Origin of the sequence: Vibrio clamense, from assembly GCF_050337905.1 — a bacterium.
Classification (GTDB): Bacteria; Pseudomonadota; Gammaproteobacteria; order Enterobacterales; family Vibrionaceae; genus Vibrio; species Vibrio cortegadensis.
In genome coordinates, this window is the sequence record NZ_JAKJTJ010000020.1 from 364,968 (window position 1) to 381,571 (window position 16,604).

General features: G+C 43.1%; 14 protein-coding genes and 2 tRNA genes. 2 read left to right on the forward strand and 14 right to left on the reverse strand.

Annotated elements, in window-relative coordinates; genetic code table 11:
• Positions 1 to 43: 43 nt before the first annotated feature.
• Both ubiU and L4C39_RS06780 read left to right on the forward strand, forming a co-directional pair.
• Positions 44 to 1,057 carry a ubiquinone anaerobic biosynthesis protein UbiU gene (ubiU, locus tag L4C39_RS06775; RefSeq protein ID WP_113799176.1) on the forward strand — a complete coding sequence of 338 codons (1,014 nt, stop codon included), beginning with the start codon at positions 44 to 46 and terminating at the stop codon, positions 1,055 to 1,057.
• A gap of 22 nt (positions 1,058 to 1,079) precedes the next feature.
• On the forward strand, positions 1,080 to 1,961 hold the full coding sequence (locus L4C39_RS06780) for a U32 family peptidase (protein ID WP_029203528.1): 882 nt from the start codon (positions 1,080 to 1,082) through the stop codon (positions 1,959 to 1,961).
• Between the two features lie 73 nt (positions 1,962 to 2,034).
• Here the strand turns inward: L4C39_RS06780 and L4C39_RS06785 are convergent, their stop codons facing one another.
• From L4C39_RS06785 to glmM, 14 genes are all read right to left on the reverse strand, one after another.
• Positions 2,035 to 3,387, reverse strand: coding sequence for an MATE family efflux transporter (locus L4C39_RS06785; RefSeq protein ID WP_147239181.1), 1,353 nt, complete (start codon positions 3,385 to 3,387; stop codon positions 2,035 to 2,037).
• A 115-nt stretch (positions 3,388 to 3,502) separates the two neighbouring features.
• A complete protein-coding gene (locus L4C39_RS06790; RefSeq protein ID WP_017054098.1) occupies positions 3,503 to 3,913 on the reverse strand; it encodes a MarR family winged helix-turn-helix transcriptional regulator in 411 nt (136 codons plus the stop codon).
• 103 nt (positions 3,914 to 4,016) lie between these two features.
• Entirely contained in the window at positions 4,017 to 4,955 is a 939-nt protein-coding gene (nlpI, locus tag L4C39_RS06795; protein ID WP_113799180.1) for a lipoprotein NlpI, read from the reverse strand.
• Between the two features lie 112 nt (positions 4,956 to 5,067).
• Positions 5,068 to 7,191 carry a polyribonucleotide nucleotidyltransferase gene (gene pnp, locus L4C39_RS06800; RefSeq protein ID WP_113799182.1) on the reverse strand — a complete coding sequence of 708 codons (2,124 nt, stop codon included), beginning with the start codon at positions 7,189 to 7,191 and terminating at the stop codon, positions 5,068 to 5,070.
• Positions 7,192 to 7,511: 320 nt separating this feature from the next.
• Positions 7,512 to 7,781, reverse strand: a complete 270-nt coding sequence (gene rpsO / locus L4C39_RS06805) for a 30S ribosomal protein S15 (protein ID WP_017054101.1) — start codon at positions 7,779 to 7,781, stop codon at positions 7,512 to 7,514.
• A gap of 230 nt (positions 7,782 to 8,011) precedes the next feature.
• A complete protein-coding gene (gene truB, locus L4C39_RS06810; RefSeq protein ID WP_113799184.1) occupies positions 8,012 to 8,965 on the reverse strand; it encodes a tRNA pseudouridine(55) synthase TruB in 954 nt (317 codons plus the stop codon).
• The gene (rbfA, locus tag L4C39_RS06815) at positions 8,965 to 9,396 is read right to left on the reverse strand and encodes a 30S ribosome-binding factor RbfA (RefSeq protein WP_017054103.1); all 432 of its coding nucleotides are present in this window, start codon (positions 9,394 to 9,396) and stop codon (positions 8,965 to 8,967) included. Before rbfA ends, truB begins: the two co-directional genes overlap by 1 nt.
• Positions 9,397 to 9,496: 100 nt before the next feature.
• Entirely contained in the window at positions 9,497 to 12,187 is a 2,691-nt protein-coding gene (gene infB, locus L4C39_RS06820; RefSeq protein ID WP_429745112.1) for a translation initiation factor IF-2, read from the reverse strand.
• Positions 12,188 to 12,207: 20 nt separating this feature from the next.
• Entirely contained in the window at positions 12,208 to 13,695 is a 1,488-nt protein-coding gene (gene nusA / locus L4C39_RS06825) for a transcription termination factor NusA (protein WP_429745114.1), read from the reverse strand.
• Between the two features lie 35 nt (positions 13,696 to 13,730).
• Positions 13,731 to 14,186 (reverse strand): ribosome maturation factor RimP, encoded by a 456-nt coding sequence (gene rimP / locus L4C39_RS06830; protein ID WP_017054106.1) that lies wholly within the window; start codon positions 14,184 to 14,186, stop codon positions 13,731 to 13,733.
• Positions 14,187 to 14,425: 239 nt separating this feature from the next.
• Positions 14,426 to 14,502 (reverse strand) — tRNA-Met (locus tag L4C39_RS06835).
• Positions 14,503 to 14,557: 55 nt separating this feature from the next.
• Positions 14,558 to 14,642, reverse strand: a tRNA-Leu gene (locus L4C39_RS06840).
• Positions 14,643 to 14,667: 25 nt separating this feature from the next.
• A complete protein-coding gene (gene secG / locus L4C39_RS06845) occupies positions 14,668 to 15,003 on the reverse strand; it encodes a preprotein translocase subunit SecG (protein ID WP_017054107.1) in 336 nt (111 codons plus the stop codon).
• Between the two features lie 236 nt (positions 15,004 to 15,239).
• Complete coding sequence (gene glmM, locus L4C39_RS06850; protein WP_017054108.1) at positions 15,240 to 16,577, reverse strand: phosphoglucosamine mutase; 1,338 nt, start codon at positions 16,575 to 16,577, stop codon at positions 15,240 to 15,242.
• Between the last annotated feature and the right edge of the window lie 27 nt (positions 16,578 to 16,604).

The following is a 16,604-nucleotide window of genomic DNA, read 5'->3' on the forward strand; positions in this document are numbered from 1 at the left end:
ATAAAATGCGGGTACTCTTATTTAGATATCTGGTAGTGAGCAAATGGAACTCCTATGTCCGGCAGGTAACCTTCCTGCTTTAAAAACAGCCATCGATTGCGGTGCTGATGCCGTATACATTGGTTTTAAAGATGACACCAATGCTCGTCATTTTGCTGGTTTAAATTTTACGGGCAAGAAGCTCGATCGCGCCGTGCAATATGTTCACGATCACAATAAAAAAATCCATGTGGCGCTTAATACGTTTGCCCATCCAAATGGTTTTGAACGTTGGACCAACGCCGTCGATAACGCCGCAGACTTAGGTGTCGATGCACTGATCGTTGCTGATATAGCCGTACTCGATTATGCAGCAAATAAATACCCTGATTTAGAACTGCATCTATCCGTACAAGCATCAGCCACCAACGTTGCTGCTGTCGATTTTTACCATCAAAATTTCAATGTAAAGCGCGTTGTATTACCTCGCGTGCTATCGATTCATCAAGTCAAACAGTTATCTCGAAATATCACCAGTGATGTCGAGTTAGAAGTATTTGCATTCGGTAGTTTGTGCATTATGTCTGAAGGCCGTTGTTACCTCTCTTCATACATGACAGGCGAATCTCCAAACACCGTTGGAGCCTGTTCTCCCGCTAAATATGTTCGCTGGCAAGAAACCGATGGCGGTCTTGAGTCTCGCCTTAATGAGATCTTAATAGATAAGTATTCAGCCGGTGAAAACGCAGGTTACCCAACATTGTGCAAAGGCCGTTTTGAAGCGGATATTGACGGTGAAAGAAAACGTTATCACGCTCTTGAAGAACCAACCAGTTTGAACACCCTCTCAATGCTTCCAGAGCTATTTGCCGCAAATGTGGCTTCAGTGAAAATTGAAGGACGCCAACGTAGTCCCGCTTATGTTGAACAAGTCACACGAACTTGGCGCGCAGCGATTGATCGCTACCTTGCAGACCCAGAAGGTTACCAAGTTGAGCAAGCGTGGAATGCAACATTAGCGAACGTTTCTGAAGGCACCCAGACCACTCTTGGTGCTTACCACCGTAAATGGCAGTAGAGAATAAACAATGGATAACACGATGAAATACGCCCTTGGTCCATTACTTTATTTTTGGCCAAAACAGAATGTAGAAGATTTTTACGCGCAGGCACAATCCAGTTCAGCCGATATCATCTATTTAGGAGAATCGGTGTGCTCAAAACGCCGTGAAATGAAGCTAAAAAACTGGTTTGAGATTGCAAAAGAGCTGTCGGCATCTGGCAAGCAAGTTGTTCTGTCTACCATGGCACTTCTTGAAGCGCCGAGCGAAGTCAGCATTTTAAAGAAATACATCGATAATGGTGACTTTGCGATAGAGGCCAACGATGTTTCTGCTATTCAGCTTGCCTACGAACACAAAGTGCCTTTCGTTGTTGGCCCTGCGGTTAATGCTTACAACGCTCAAACACTGAACCTTTTCCTTAAACAGGGGATGACTCGTTGGTGCATGCCTGTTGAACTATCTCGTGAATGGTTAAGCAATGTAATGACTCAGTGTGAGTCTTTGAACATTCGTAATAAGTTTGAAGTCGAAGTCTTTAGCCATGGCTACCTACCTCTGGCTTATTCTGCTCGCTGCTTTACCGCTAGAGCCGAGAACAAAGCCAAAGATGATTGCGAGACATGCTGCATCAAATACCCAACAGGGCTTCAAGTTGATAGCCAAGAAGGACAATCAGTATTTAACTTGAATGGCATTCAAACTCAATCTGGTTACTGTTATAACTTGATTAATGATTTACCTAGCATGCAAGGATTAGTCGATGTGGTTCGCCTGAGCCCTCTCGGTCTTGATACGTTCTCAGAAGTCGATCGCTTCAGAGCGAATGAATCTGGTACGCAACCCAAGATAATTCAGAGCCATCAGTGTAATGGTTACTGGCATCAACTTGCGGGTTTAGAAGTCAAACAGATAGACTAAAAACGATAAAAAGAGCGACTAGAATGTCGCTCTTTTTATATCCAGCAATCAACCAGCCGCATACATTATTGCATCAATTCGCCAGTACTTGGTGGTTGGACTCTATATCTTGTTGACTAGATAGCCTTTTAATATCTTTAACCATCATGATAATAACCACAATACTCAATGCTATATTGGATAGAGGGTAAGCAATCCACACCCCCGTCAGTCCAATCATTTTTGGCAATAAATACAAAAATGGCAGTTGAATTAGCATGTTACCTACAGTCACAAACATTGCTTTCCCACCACGGTTTATCGCTTGGTAATAAGCACCTGCAACCACAAGAAAACCATCTAAGAATAGAGCGAATAAATGTAAGCGGATCCCTAGCACGGCATTGTCAATCAACTCCGAATCTTGTGAGTTAAAAACCGATATCGCTTCATAAGGGAAGATATTTAATAGAATAATAAACAGCACTCCGCCCACAATAGACGTTATCATCGCAACGTTAAGTAACTGCTTAATATTATGGTTATTTTTAGCACCGTGATTATAGCTAACCAGCGGTTGCATCCCATTAGCAATCCCCTCTACTGTTAAGTAGTAAACCGTTACGATATATCCCAAAATCGCATATGATCCAATGATCAACGTATTACCGTACTGAGTAAATAGTGCATTATGTAACGCCACCATCATAGAGCCGTATGCGTACATAAAAAAGCTTGAAACACCGATAGCAAACAGTTGAGGCACATAGTTCAAACGTAACACTAAACAGCGCCTAGTGAGCCGCAGTTTTGCTCGAGAAGAGAAAAAGTATCCTACTCCTAATACTGTTACGATCATTTGAGCAATGCCTGTCGCCAACGCCGCTCCCGTTAACTCCCATTTGAGCCACACAATAAAAACGTAATCAAGAGCGATATTGATGACAGCACCAATGATCATCAATACCGTAGCAAGGTTAGGGCTATCGTCATTACGCAATAAAAATGGCAGTGCAATAGAACCTAACGAGAAGACACTCGCAAAAATCAAAACATGTAAATACTGCAAACCAAGCTCTAATACGCGCCCTTCCGCTCCTTGCACTAATAGGAAAGCATCTGAAAAGTACCACAGTAAGATGGATACCACTGGTGCTAAACCTGCCAATAAAATCAAGCCAGTCGCCAGTACTTGTTTTGCGCTTTCGCTGTTTTGCTCACCTTGTTTGATCGATGATAACGCACCAGTCCCGACCCCAATCATCATTCCGAGACCAAGAATGCACCCAATAACAGGCCAAGCGACATTAATACCAGCAAGCCCTTCAGCGCCCATGTAGCGACCAATAAAAATACCATCAACAACTTGGTACAACCCATTGACGAGCATCGCAGCAACGGTAGGAATGGTATAGCGCCAAAACTGGCGATAAATAGAATCTGTCATAATCTCTTTTTCATTAGCTATTTGTGCATTTAGTTATCTGTAAACTTAGTCATCTATAAATTTAGTTAATCCATGAATTTAGTTATCAAGGCTAACTAAATGGGTAAATTCAATCTTATTTCAACGCTTTTTTCAGAAGCTCATTTAACTGCTGAGCTTCAATTTCCGTCAGACCCTTCATCAAACGATCCGACATTAATTCATAGACTTTACTTTCCAACGAAAGGTTGTCAGTAGCTAAAGGCGTTAGGCCAACCCGTTTAGAACGGGCATCTTCGGGGCATGGTTTCCGCTCCACTAGCCCTTTACGCTCTAATCGTTTCACCATATTCGTTGCCGATGGTTTCGTGACTTGCATCTCGGCTGCTAAATCGGTCAAGCGAATCAGTTCAGGGGCAGCTTGAATGACTTTGAGGTAGTCATACTCATTGAAACTGAGCTGAGCAATCGGATCTTCCTTACTGTGCACTCTCCAAATTTTCGCTGAAAATCGCTCTAGCTCTTCTAGGTGGTGATTTAAACTCATGTATCGCTCATTTTAGTTAGCAAGGCTAACTAGTTTACTATTTGAGTGTTTTAAAAGCAAAAAAAACCGCCACGTGGACGGTTTTCTTTCAATTATTATGCGGCTATTGCGTTACTACTTCGCTTTTCTCTGAACTTTCACTCATTTTTTTAGCGTTGGTTTCGGCTAAACGCTGAGCTTTCACCTCTTCAAAAATCCGTCCAAGCTCTAAAAATGAGTAACGATGTTCTACATACTCAAACACATTAAATGACAGGGCTAACTTATAGAGAGAGACGGCATTAGCATAGTCACCGACCAGCTGATAACGCTTACCCAAATAAAAATAGACTTCGGTGAGTCGTTGCGCCAGCAGTGTGTTGTCACGGCTACTTGTTAGCACGGCTTTGAATGCTTGCTCTTCCGTAATTTTATCCAGAGTCAATGCCACTAACACCCAGCCCCAGCTTTCATCTTTCGATTCATAGCGTGTTAATAGCGCTTGTTGCGCTTCAATAGGGTCAAGTTCGTATTGAATTATATACAACCACAAGGCGCGAAATGGATCGCTGGGATCATCCTGATAATGCTTGGTCATATCTTCAAATGCTAAATCAATACGATCACCATAATAGAGTGCAATCGCTCGGTTTCTTTCAGCATAAGAGTTAGAGGGATCAAGCTCTAACGTTGAATCAAAAGCTTCATATGCGGCATCAAACTCACCAACTTGAGTAAAGTACACTCCCAATAGGTTGAAGATGTCAGGCTGAGCAGGCTCTAATGCTAGAGATTGATTAAAGTCTAAACGAGCAAGATCTCGCAACCCAACGCTATCGTAGTAATTCCCCCGTTCATAAAACATCTTGGCGCGAACTTCATCTTTAAGATCAGAACGCTGCAACAATTGAGTCAAACGAGCAATTTGTACTTCTTGCTTAATTGTCGATTGAAGAGGCACTGCCATCGGTGGATAGATCCACTGACTTGACTGCTTTGTTGTGGATGAACATCCAGTCAATACCAGCATTATGCATAGACTAGCGGTTTGAAACCATTTCACAAATAGATACTCCTGTTAAACCCGCATGAAAAAGGGGAGCGATATCGCTCCCCTTTATAACATGCTTTGAGACTTATAGGCTAATAAACCCTAAGCTCATCACCTTAAGCAATTAAGCTTCAGGTGCAGCGTTTTCTTCAGCTGCAGGCTGTTCTACTGCTTCTTTCATGCTTAGACGTACACGGCCTTGACGGTCGATTTCAAGAACTTTAACTTGAACTTCTTGACCTTCAGTTAGGTAGTCAGACACTTTCTCGATACGCTTGTCAGCGATTTGAGAGATGTGTACTAGACCATCTTTACCAGGAAGAATCGTTACGAATGCACCGAAATCAGCTAGACGAGCAACTTTACCCGTGTAGATAGTACCCACTTCAACTTCTGCAGTTAGTGACTTGATACGGTTGATTGCGTCTTCAGCTTGTTCGCCAGAAGTTGCAGCAATTTTAACTGTACCGTCATCTTCGATTTCGATAGTTGTGCCCGTTTCTTCACAAAGAGCGCGAATAACCGCACCGCCTTTACCGATAACATCACGGATCTTATCAGTGTTGATTTTCATTGTGTGGATACGTGGAGCGAATTCAGAGATATCTTCACGAGCACCAGAGATTGCTTCGTCCATAACAGTAAGGATGTGCTTACGCGCACCTTGTGCTTGGTTTAGAGCGATCTGCATGATCTCTTTAGTGATACCTTCAATTTTGATATCCATTTGAAGAGCAGTAATACCGTCGTTAGTACCCGCAACTTTAAAGTCCATGTCACCTAGGTGATCTTCGTCGCCAAGGATGTCAGAAAGAACAACGAAATCATCGCCTTCTTTAACAAGGCCCATCGCGATACCAGCAACAGATGCTTTGATTGGAACACCAGCATCCATAAGCGCTAGAGAAGTACCACATACAGAAGCCATTGAAGATGAACCGTTAGATTCAGTGATTTCCGATACAACACGTACTGTGTATGGGAATTCTTCAATTGAAGGCATAACTGCTTGGATACCACGTTTCGCTAGCTTACCGTGACCAATTTCACGACGCTTAGGAGAACCAACAAAACCAGTTTCGCCTACACAGTATGGAGGGAAGTTGTAGTGTAGAAGGAAGTGATCTTTCTTCTCACCCATTAGGCTATCGATGATTTGAGCATCACGTTGTGTACCAAGCGTTGCAGTAACAAGTGCTTGAGTTTCACCACGAGTAAATAGAGAAGAACCGTGAGTACGTGGAAGAACACCAGTACGTACGTCTAACGCACGAACCATGTCTTTTTCACGACCATCAATACGTGGGTTACCAGCAATGATGCGGCTACGTACTACGTTTTTCTCTAGAGAACCAAGCATGCCGCGAATTTCACGTTCATTTAGTTCTTCGTCTTGAGCTAGAAGCGCTTCAACTGCTTCAGTTTTGATTGCGCCAACTTGCTCGTAACGTGCCATTTTTTCAGTGATTTGGTACGCTTCAGAAAGACGAGTTTCTGCAAGTTCTGCAACTTTAGCTTTAAGCTCTGCGTTTACTTCTGGAGCAGTCCAATCCCAAGATGGCGTCGCAACTTCAGCAGCGAACTCGTTGATTGCTTTAATAACAACTTGTTGTTGGTCGTGACCGTAAACAACAGCAGAAAGCATTTCTTCTTCAGATAGGTTATCCGCTTCAGATTCAACCATTAGAACTGCGCCTTCAGTACCAGACACAACTAGGTCCAGTTTAGAGTTTTCAAGCTCTGTATTTGAAGGGTTAAGCACTAGTTGACCGTCGATGTGACCAACACGTGCAGCACCGATAGGACCATTAAATGGAACACCAGCGATAGAAAGTGCAGCAGACGTTGCGATCATAGTGATCATGTCTGGGTTTACGTCAGGGTTGATAGACACAACCGTAGCGATAACTTGAACTTCGTTTTTAAACGCACTTGGGAAAAGTGGACGAATTGGACGGTCAATAAGACGAGCTGTTAGTGTTTCAGCTTCAGAAGGACGACCTTCACGCTTGAAGAAACCACCAGGAATTTTACCAGCAGCGTAAGTACGCTCTTGGTAGTTAACTGTTAGCGGGAAGAAATCTTGACCTGCTACCGCTTCTTTTTTTGCTACTACAGAAACGAATACTGACGTATCGTCCATTGTTGCCATTACAGCAGCGGTAGCTTGGCGTGCCATTACGCCTGTTTCTAGAGTTACGGTGTGGTTACCGTACTGAAATGATTTTACGACTGGATTCGCGAACATTTGATTTCCTTACTCTAAACTCATATGAGATTTAGAATGATTAAATGAATACTCAAAGCAATACTAATCGCGACTAGTACAAATTGACTTCGAAAAAGATAATTTGTAATAGTCGCGACCAATTGGTCGACTTCGGTGACTGTAAAGCGATGAGTTAGATTAATATGTGAAACAACATAACGTTATTTCAACGAGGCATAGTATAAACTATTTTTAATTAGAGAGGTATTTCAAGCGGTAAAAAATACTGGGGTTTCAGGCACAAAAAAAGGAGCGATAAACGCTCCCCTTTCTTCAAACTGTCTTTGTAGACATCGCTATTAGCGACGTAGACCTAGACGCTTGATAAGATCTTGGTAACGAGTAAGGTTTTTACCTTTCAAGTAGTCAAGAAGTTTACGACGGCTAGAAACCATACGTAGCAGACCGCGACGGCTGTGGTGGTCGTGGATGTGCGTTTTGAAGTGACCTTGAAGGTGGTTGATAGAAGCAGTAAGTAGTGCTACTTGTACTTCTGGTGAACCAGTATCGTTTTCACATTGTGCGTATTCTGCAACGATTGCTGCTTTAGTTTCTGCATTCAGAGACATAATTCTCTCCTGATAAGAGTAAGTTTATAATTTGTAACAGCCAATCTCTGATTCAGCTGCTACGCGAGGGGCGGATTATACGGGGGCTAAAGTTTAAACACAAGATATTTGGAAGCAAATAACGCGCAATTTACGATTCTCTTCCCCCTCAAATCAATCTAAGCAAAAGCAGCATATAAAAAAACCGAAGCCAAATGACCTCGGTTTTAAAATATCAATTTAAGCGCAGTCTATGCTTGCGGCTCTTCTTCTCTGAAAACAACCAAGCGCTTAGGTGCGACACGGCCATCATCATCAATTTCAGCAACCCCAATAAAGAGTTTCTCTTCACCGCTCGTCATTCGAACAACACCTTCCGAAGGCGCGCCTGAAACTTGAACTTGCATACCGTGCTGAACGAGATCTGTCAGCTCTGCATTCATGTTCACTTCTGGTAAGTCTTCAACCGCAGTATCCATTGGCATTAGCAGTGGATCAAGTAGCTCTTTCGGTGCGATGTCTTGCTCTTTCGCTTGCTCTAACAGTTCATTTAACTGCTCAAGAGTCACCATTTTCTCGTAAGGATATTTTGCAACACCAGTACGACGCAAATACTTAACGTGGGCACCACAACCTAGCATCTCCCCAAGGTCATCCGTAATCGTACGGATATATGTCCCTTTCGAGCAATGCACTTCCATCTCAACTTCATCACCTTCAAAACGAAGCAACTCAATTGAGTAGACTGTGATCTTACGAGATTCACGCGGAACCTCGATACCTGCACGCGCATATTCATATAAAGGCTTACCTTGATATTTCAATGCAGAGAACATCGATGGAATCTGATCGGTTTCACCTTTGAAGGTCTCGATACAGCTCTCAAGTTGCTCTTGAGTCACGTTTACATCACGAGTTTCTACCACTTCACCATCAGAATCAGAGGTATTGGTACGTTCACCAAGCTTAGCGATCACCACGTAGCGTTTATCAGAATCTAAAAGAAACTGAGAAAACTTCGTCGCCTCACCAAGACAGATAGGCAACATACCCGTCGCAAGAGGATCAAGTGCGCCGGTATGGCCCGCTTTCTCAGCAAAATAAATACGCTTTACTTTCTGCAGCGCATCATTAGATGAAATTCCAGTTGGTTTATCCAAAAGGATCACACCATTAATTGGACGACCTTTACGACGACGAGCCATTACTCTTCACCTTTCTGCTCAGATTCATCTTTCTGTTCAGCTTCGTCTTCACGACCTGATTCAACTTGCTTGCGCTTATCTTCACTTAGAACTTCGCTTACTAAGTTAGACATACGCATACCTTCAACAAGCGTGTTGTCGTAAGTAAAGCGAACTTCAGGTGTTAAACGATGGCGAATACGCTTACCTAGCATCATTCGAACAGGAACTTCATGCTCTTTAAGTGCTGCTAAGCTTGATTCTGGTGTTTGCTCACCCACACATAAGAAAGTAACGAATACTTTTGCGTAAGCAAGATCACGTGATACTTCAACATCTGAAATGGTAACCATACCAATGCGAGAATCACGCACTTCACGTTGAAGGATAAGAGCGAGCTCTTTTTGTAGTTGTTGCGACACACGTTGTGTGCGGCTAAATTCTTTTGACATTTCTTTTCTCACTATAGAAAGAATGGGGGGCTATCAGCCCCCCATGGTGTATTCAACAACCGTATCACTTACCTTCTTGGCAAGTTAATAACTTTGTCAATTAGTCGAGAGTACGTTGAATTTCAACGATTTCGAATACTTCGATTTGGTCACCAACGCGAACATCATTGTAGTTCTTAACGCCGATACCACATTCGTAGCCATTCTTAACTTCTTGAACATCGTCTTTAAAGCGACGTAGTGACTCTAGCTCACCTTCGTAGATAACAACGTTTTCACGTAGTACACGAATTGGGTTGCTACGCTTAATTGTACCTTCAGTAACCATACAACCAGCAATCGCACCAAGTTTAGGCGATTTAAATACGTCACGTACTTGTGCAAGACCGATGATTTCTTGTTTGAATTCAGGTGCAAGCATGCCGCCCATCGCTTGTTTCACTTCGTCAATCAATTGGTAAATGATTGAGTAGTAACGCAAGTCTAGGTTTTCATTTTCAACAGTACGACGAGCCGTTGCATCAGCACGTACGTTGAAGCCTAAGATGATTGCGTTTGAAGCCGCTGCTAGCGTTGCATCAGTTTCAGTAATACCACCAACACCAGAACCTACGATGTTAACTTTAACTTCGTCAGTTGATAGTTTACGTAGTGAATCAGCAATTGCTTCAACAGAACCTTGAACGTCCGCTTTCAGTACAACGTTACATTCAGCAACTTCACCAGCTTCCATGTTCGCAAACATGTTTTCTAGTTTAGCTTTCTGTTGACGTGCAAGTTTAACATCACGGAATTTACCTTGACGGTAGTTTGCAACTTCACGAGCTTTACGCTCATCACGTACAACTGTCGCTTCATCACCAGATGCAGGAACACCAGAAAGACCTAGAATTTCTACTGGGATAGATGGACCAGCTTCTGAGATCTCTTGACCATTTTCATCGCGCATTGCACGAACACGGCCGTACTCTTGACCACAAAGAACGATATCGCCTTTGTTTAGAGTACCAGATTGAACAAGAACAGTAGCAACTGGGCCACGGCCTTTATCTAGACGAGATTCAACAACAACACCTGATGCCATACCTTCTTTAACCGCAGTTAATTCAAGTACTTCAGATTGAAGAAGAATAGACTCTAGAAGACCATCGATGTTTGTACCTTGCTTAGCAGAGATATGTACAAAGATGTTCTCGCCGCCCCACTCCTCAGGAATAACGTCGTATTGAGCAAGCTCATTTTTAACGTTATCAGGGTTAGCGCCTTCTTTATCGATTTTGTTTACCGCAACAATCAGAGGTACACCAGCCGCTTTTGCGTGTTGGATAGCTTCGATTGTTTGTGGCATTACACCATCATCGGCAGCAACTACAAGTACTACGATATCTGTCGCTTGAGCACCACGAGCACGCATAGCAGTAAACGCCGCGTGTCCAGGAGTATCAAGGAAAGTGATCATACCGTTGTCAGTTTCAACGTGGTATGCACCAATGTGCTGTGTAATACCGCCAGCTTCCGCGTCAGCAACGTGTGCACGACGGATGTAATCCAGTGTAGATGTTTTACCGTGGTCAACGTGCCCCATGATAGTAACAACAGGAGCACGACCTTCTAGAGCAGCATCGTTATCACGATCAGACAGTACTGCTTCTTCTAGTTCATTCTCTTTACGAAGAATAACTTTGTGGCCCATTTCTTCGGCAACAAGAGAAGCCGTTTCTTGGTCGATAACTTGGTTGATAGTCGCCATAGCGCCCATCTTCATCATTACCTTAATAACTTCAGTTGCTTTTACTGACATTTTGTTTGCCAGTTCAGAAACAACAACCGTTTCGCCAATAACAACATCTTGCTTAGCAACAGCTGCGCTCTTATCAAAGCCATGTTGCATTGATGTAGGCTTAGCCATTTGATCTCTGCGGTTGTTACGACCGCCACGTTGGTTATTACGACCACCGCGTTTGTTCGCATCCGCTGGCGCTTTCTTCTTACGACGGCGAGGTGCTTTTTCTTCTTTTTGGTCGGCAGCATCTTCTGCTTCACGAGCATAAGTCGAAGTCGTAATATGATAATCCGCAGATTTCTCAAGTTCTTTCTTCTTCTTCTCTTCTTCAGACCAGCGTTCTTGGTTCTCTTCCGCAAGCTTGCGAGCTTCTTCAACTAGCTTCGCTGCTTCTTGCTCAGCTTTACGCTGTGCTTCTTCTTCCTGACGACGTTTTAGTTCATCAGCTTCTTTTTTTGCTTGCGTGTTTACATCAGAATTCTTTGCGTTCATGTCTTTTTTAGCCTTTTCAGCTTGTACGCGTTTCGCTTTTTCTTCCGCTTCACGTTTTGCTTCCGCTTCACGTTTTGCTTTATTTTCAGCGTCGCGTTGTGCTTTGTTTGCAGCTTCACGTTGTGCTAGCTCTTCAGCTTCGCGTTTTGCTAGCTCTTCAGCTTCACGATTAGCCACATCCTCAGCTTCACGTTTTGCATCGTCTTCGATAGCGCTGCGTTTTACGTAAGTACGCTTCTTACGTACTTCTACTTGAACATCCTTGCTCTTGCCGCCACTAGCAGCAACACTTAGTGTACTACGAGTTTTACGCTGGAGTGTTAAGCGAGTCGGTTCTGTTTCACCAGAAGTATCACCATGTTCTTTCTTAAGATGCATAAGAAGTTGTTGCTTCTCTGTATCAGAAACTTGGTCATTACCTGCTTTTTTCATTCCAGCATCAGCAAGTTGTTCTAATAAGCGGTCAACTGGAGTACCAATTTCTTCACTCAGTGCTTTAACTGTTAAATCTGTCATACCGCTCTCTCCTTGCTGAATTATGCTTCGTCGCCGAACCAACAAATGTTACGTGCAGCCATGATTAGCTCACCTGCGCGTTCTTCTGTTAGATCTTCGATACCTTCAAGTTCGTCTACACCTTGGTCAGCAAGATCTTCAAGTGTTACTACACCTTTTGCTGCCAATTTGAATGCCATCTCGCGCTCAAGACCTTCAAGACCTAATAGATCTTCTGCTGGCTCAACACCATCGAATGTCTCTTCTTGAGCAAGGGCTAATGTAGTTAGAGCATCTTTTGCTCGGCCACGTAGCTCTTCAACAATACCTTCGTCCAGACCATCAACTTCTAATAGTTCATGTACTGGTACGTAAGCCACTTCTTCAAGTGTTGAGAAACCTTCTTCAACAAGCATTTCTGCAAAATCTTGTTCGATATCAAGGTGCTTCATGAAGCTTTCAATAGCAGCTACTGATTCTTCTTGATGCTTCTTATCTAGATCAGCAACTGTCATTACGTTAAGTTCCCAACCAGTAAGTTGTGAAGCTAGACGTACGTTTTGACCACTACGGCCAATAGCTTGAGCTAGGTTATCGGCTTCAACAGCAATATCCATTGAGTGCGAATCTTCATCAACAATGATTGATGCTACGTCAGCTGGAGCCATTGCGTTGATAACGAATTGCGCAGGATTATCATCCCACATAACGATATCAATACGTTCGCCACCTAAGTCGCCAGAAACCGCTTGAACACGAGCGCCACGCATACCAACACACGCACCGATTGGATCAATACGTTTATCGTTAGTTTTCACTGCAATTTTCGCGCGTGAACCAGGATCACGAGCAGCACCTTTCAGTTCAATTAGCTCTTCACCAATTTCAGGCACTTCTACGCGGAATAATTCAACTAGCATTTCAGGTTTTGAACGAGTTACGAACAGTTGGAAACCACGAGCATCTGGCTTAACTGCATATAGTAAACCACGAACACGGTCACCTGGACGGAAGTTTTCACGAGGAAGTTGGTCATCTCGTAAAATTACCGCTTCTGCTTGGTTACCAAGATCCAGAACAACTGTATCGCGGTTAACTTTTTTCACAACGCCAGTAACTAAGTCACCTTCGTTATCAATAAACTGTTCAACGATTTGAGCACGCTCAGCTTCACGTACTTTTTGTACGATAACTTGTTTTGCTGTTTGAGTAGTAATACGGTCAAACGTCACTGACTCAATTTCGTCTTCAACAAAACCGCCAAGCTCTAGGGTTTCATCTTCATACTGTGCAGCTTCAATTGAAATCTCTTTTGTAGGGAATTCAACTTCTGCTACCACTTCCCAGCGACGGAAAGTTTCAAAATTACCGCTCTTACGGTCAATTACAACACGAGCTTCAATTTCTAAAGCGTGTTTTTTCTTAGTGGCTGTAGCCAATGCGATCTCTAGTGCTTCAAAGATACGCTCACGAGGAAGTGCTTTCTCATTAGAAACAGCCTCAACTACCGCTAAAATTTCTTTGTTCATTAATCTAGCCTCTTAAGCTCTTCTCTCTAGGAGAACTAAAATTTAGGGATTAGGTTAGCTTTAGAAATATTGCTCAATGCAAAATGTTCTTCTTGCCCGTCAACAGTTACAGTGATGGTCTCACCTTCAACTGCATTGATCGTACCTTTCCACTTGCGGCGGTTAGCAACGGCCATTTTTAATACGATGCTTGCCTCATGACCAATAAATTGTTGGTAATGATTTGCATTGAATAGTGGTCTTTCTAAACCTGGTGAAGATACTTCTAGGTTATACGCCACAGAAATAGGATCTTCAACATCTAACACTGCACTTACTTGACGGCTAACTTCAGCACAATCTTCTACAAAAATTCCATTTTCATGGTCAATGTAGATACGTAGTGTTGAGTGCTCACCAGCACGAATAAATTCCAATCCAACTAACTCATAGCCTAATGCAGCCACTGGCGCATCTAGCATTTCAGTAAGTTGTCTTTCTAAACCAGTCATTTAACCACTCCAGAAACAAAAAAAGGGCTCAGAGCCCAATTTAAATCCCAAGCAAACTACCCATACAATTTCGAAAATCGAAAAGTACAGATAACAAAAAACCCCGAAAATCGAGGTTTATGTTGCTGGACCCTGATGTGTTAAGTATATAGTCTCAGAGGACTTTTACACTTAACTCGCAGTGAGGTTCACACTGCGCAAACTTGCGACCAAATCAATCATTAAAGAATAATCAAAAATGGTTGCGGGAGCCGGATTTGAACCGACGACCTTCGGGTTATGAGCCCGACGAGCTACCAAACTGCTCCATCCCGCGTCCGACTTAATGAGATTATACACTCTCAATTAAGGTTTTTACAAGTTTGTAAATATGGTGCCGAGAGAGGGACTCGAACCCTCACACCCTAAGGCACTAGCACCTCATGCTAGCGTGTCTACCAATTTCACCATCTCGGCATCAAAGAACTTTTTCGAAAAAAAGTTATTGAGGAATTTCGTCGCTAGATTTAGCTGGAACTTCGCTCATTGTGTCATCAGCTTGTTGGATAACTTGACCTTGAGTAGGGTCAACCCACTGAGACTCAGTTTTATGTGTAGACATATTACCAAGCACTAAGCTAAGAACAAAAAATACTGTTGCAAAAATTGCTGTCATTCGGGTTAAAAAATTACCTGAGCCACCAGCACCAAACACTGTGTTTGAAGCGCCAGCACCGAATGAGGCTCCCATATCTGCGCCTTTACCTTGTTGAATCAACACGAGGCCAATTACACCAACCGCTGCCAACAGGTAAATCACAAGTAGAACTGAAAACATTTTTCCACCTATGTTCCGAATAGTTGAGCCAGCACTGCTTTAAATCATTATATTTTAAAACAAAGCTAACGACCTCCTAACTGAAGGCCGAGCAATACTAGCGAAAGGATGCTTAACTGACAAGAAGAAATTGCTAAAAAGCGTCAACTTCAAGTTTAAACGGTCAAAAAAAGGACAAACAATGCCAAGTTCCCTATCCAACCATGACAAGGAACCTGCACTTTCGTCATTTGAGCCTAACAGCTTGCTTTGACTGCCTCTGCAATGTTATCTGCAGATCTCTGCACTAAATCAGCATCTTCACCTTCAACCATTACACGCAATAATGGCTCGGTTCCAGACTTGCGTAACAGTACGCGTCCTTTTTCACCAAGTTCGGCTTCAACATCTAAAACAGACTGTTTTACTGCTTCCGCATCTAACGGATTAGAATCACCACTAAAGCGAACATTGATAAGAACTTGTGGATACAGTGTCATGCCTTGAGCCAACTCATTTAATGTCATTTCACTGTCGATAACAGAAGCTAACACTTGTAGAGCAGCAACAATAGCATCGCCTGTTGTCACTTTATCGAGCAAGATAACGTGACCTGAGTTCTCAGCACCGATTTTCCAGCCTTTAAGCAGCAATTGTTCCATGACGTAACGGTCGCCTACCGCCGCTCGTACAAATGGAATACCAAGCTGTTTAAGTCCGTTCTCCATGCCAAGGTTTGTCATCAGCGTACCAACAACACCACCTTTTAGTTCACCGCGACGTAGTGCATCACGAGCAATGATATAAGCAATTTGGTCGCCATCGACTTTATTACCTAATTCATCCACCATGATGATACGGTCACCATCACCATCAAATGCAAGCCCAAGAGCCGCTTTCTCTTCGACTACGCGTTTTTGCAGTGCACGAACATCGGTGGCTCCGACTTCATGGTTAATGTTAGTACCAGTAGGCTCAACACCCATAGCGATTACATCAGCACCAAGCTCTTTGAAAACGCTTGGCGCAATGTGGTATGTCGCTCCATGCGCACAGTCGATTACGATTTTCATGCCCGCAAGACTTAAATGACTTGGGAATGTACTTTTACAAAATTCGATATAACGACCTGCGGCATCATTAAGACGGACCGCTTTACCTAGATCTGCTGATTCTACACACTCAATATCTTTATCTAATTCAGCTTCGATCGCTAACTCAATCTCATCTGATAACTTTGTTCCTTCTGAAGAGAAGAACTTAATACCGTTATCGTAAAAAGGGTTATGTGATGCAGAAATGACAATCCCCGCTTCCGCTCGGAAAGTTTGTGTTAAATACGCAACAGCTGGTGTTGGCATTGGTCCAGTAAACGTCGCTTGCAAACCCGCAGCCGCTAAACCAGCTTCCAATGCAGATTCAAGCATGTAACCAGAAATTCGAGTATCTTTACCAATAATGACTTTCTTCGTGCCTTGTTTTGCTAGCACTCGACCAGCAGCCCAACCAAGTTTTAATACAAAATCAGGGGTAATCGGATATTGACCAACTTTCCCACGGACACCATCTGTGCCGAAGTAACGTCTGTTTGACATGTTTATTCCTTAAATTATTATTTGGCT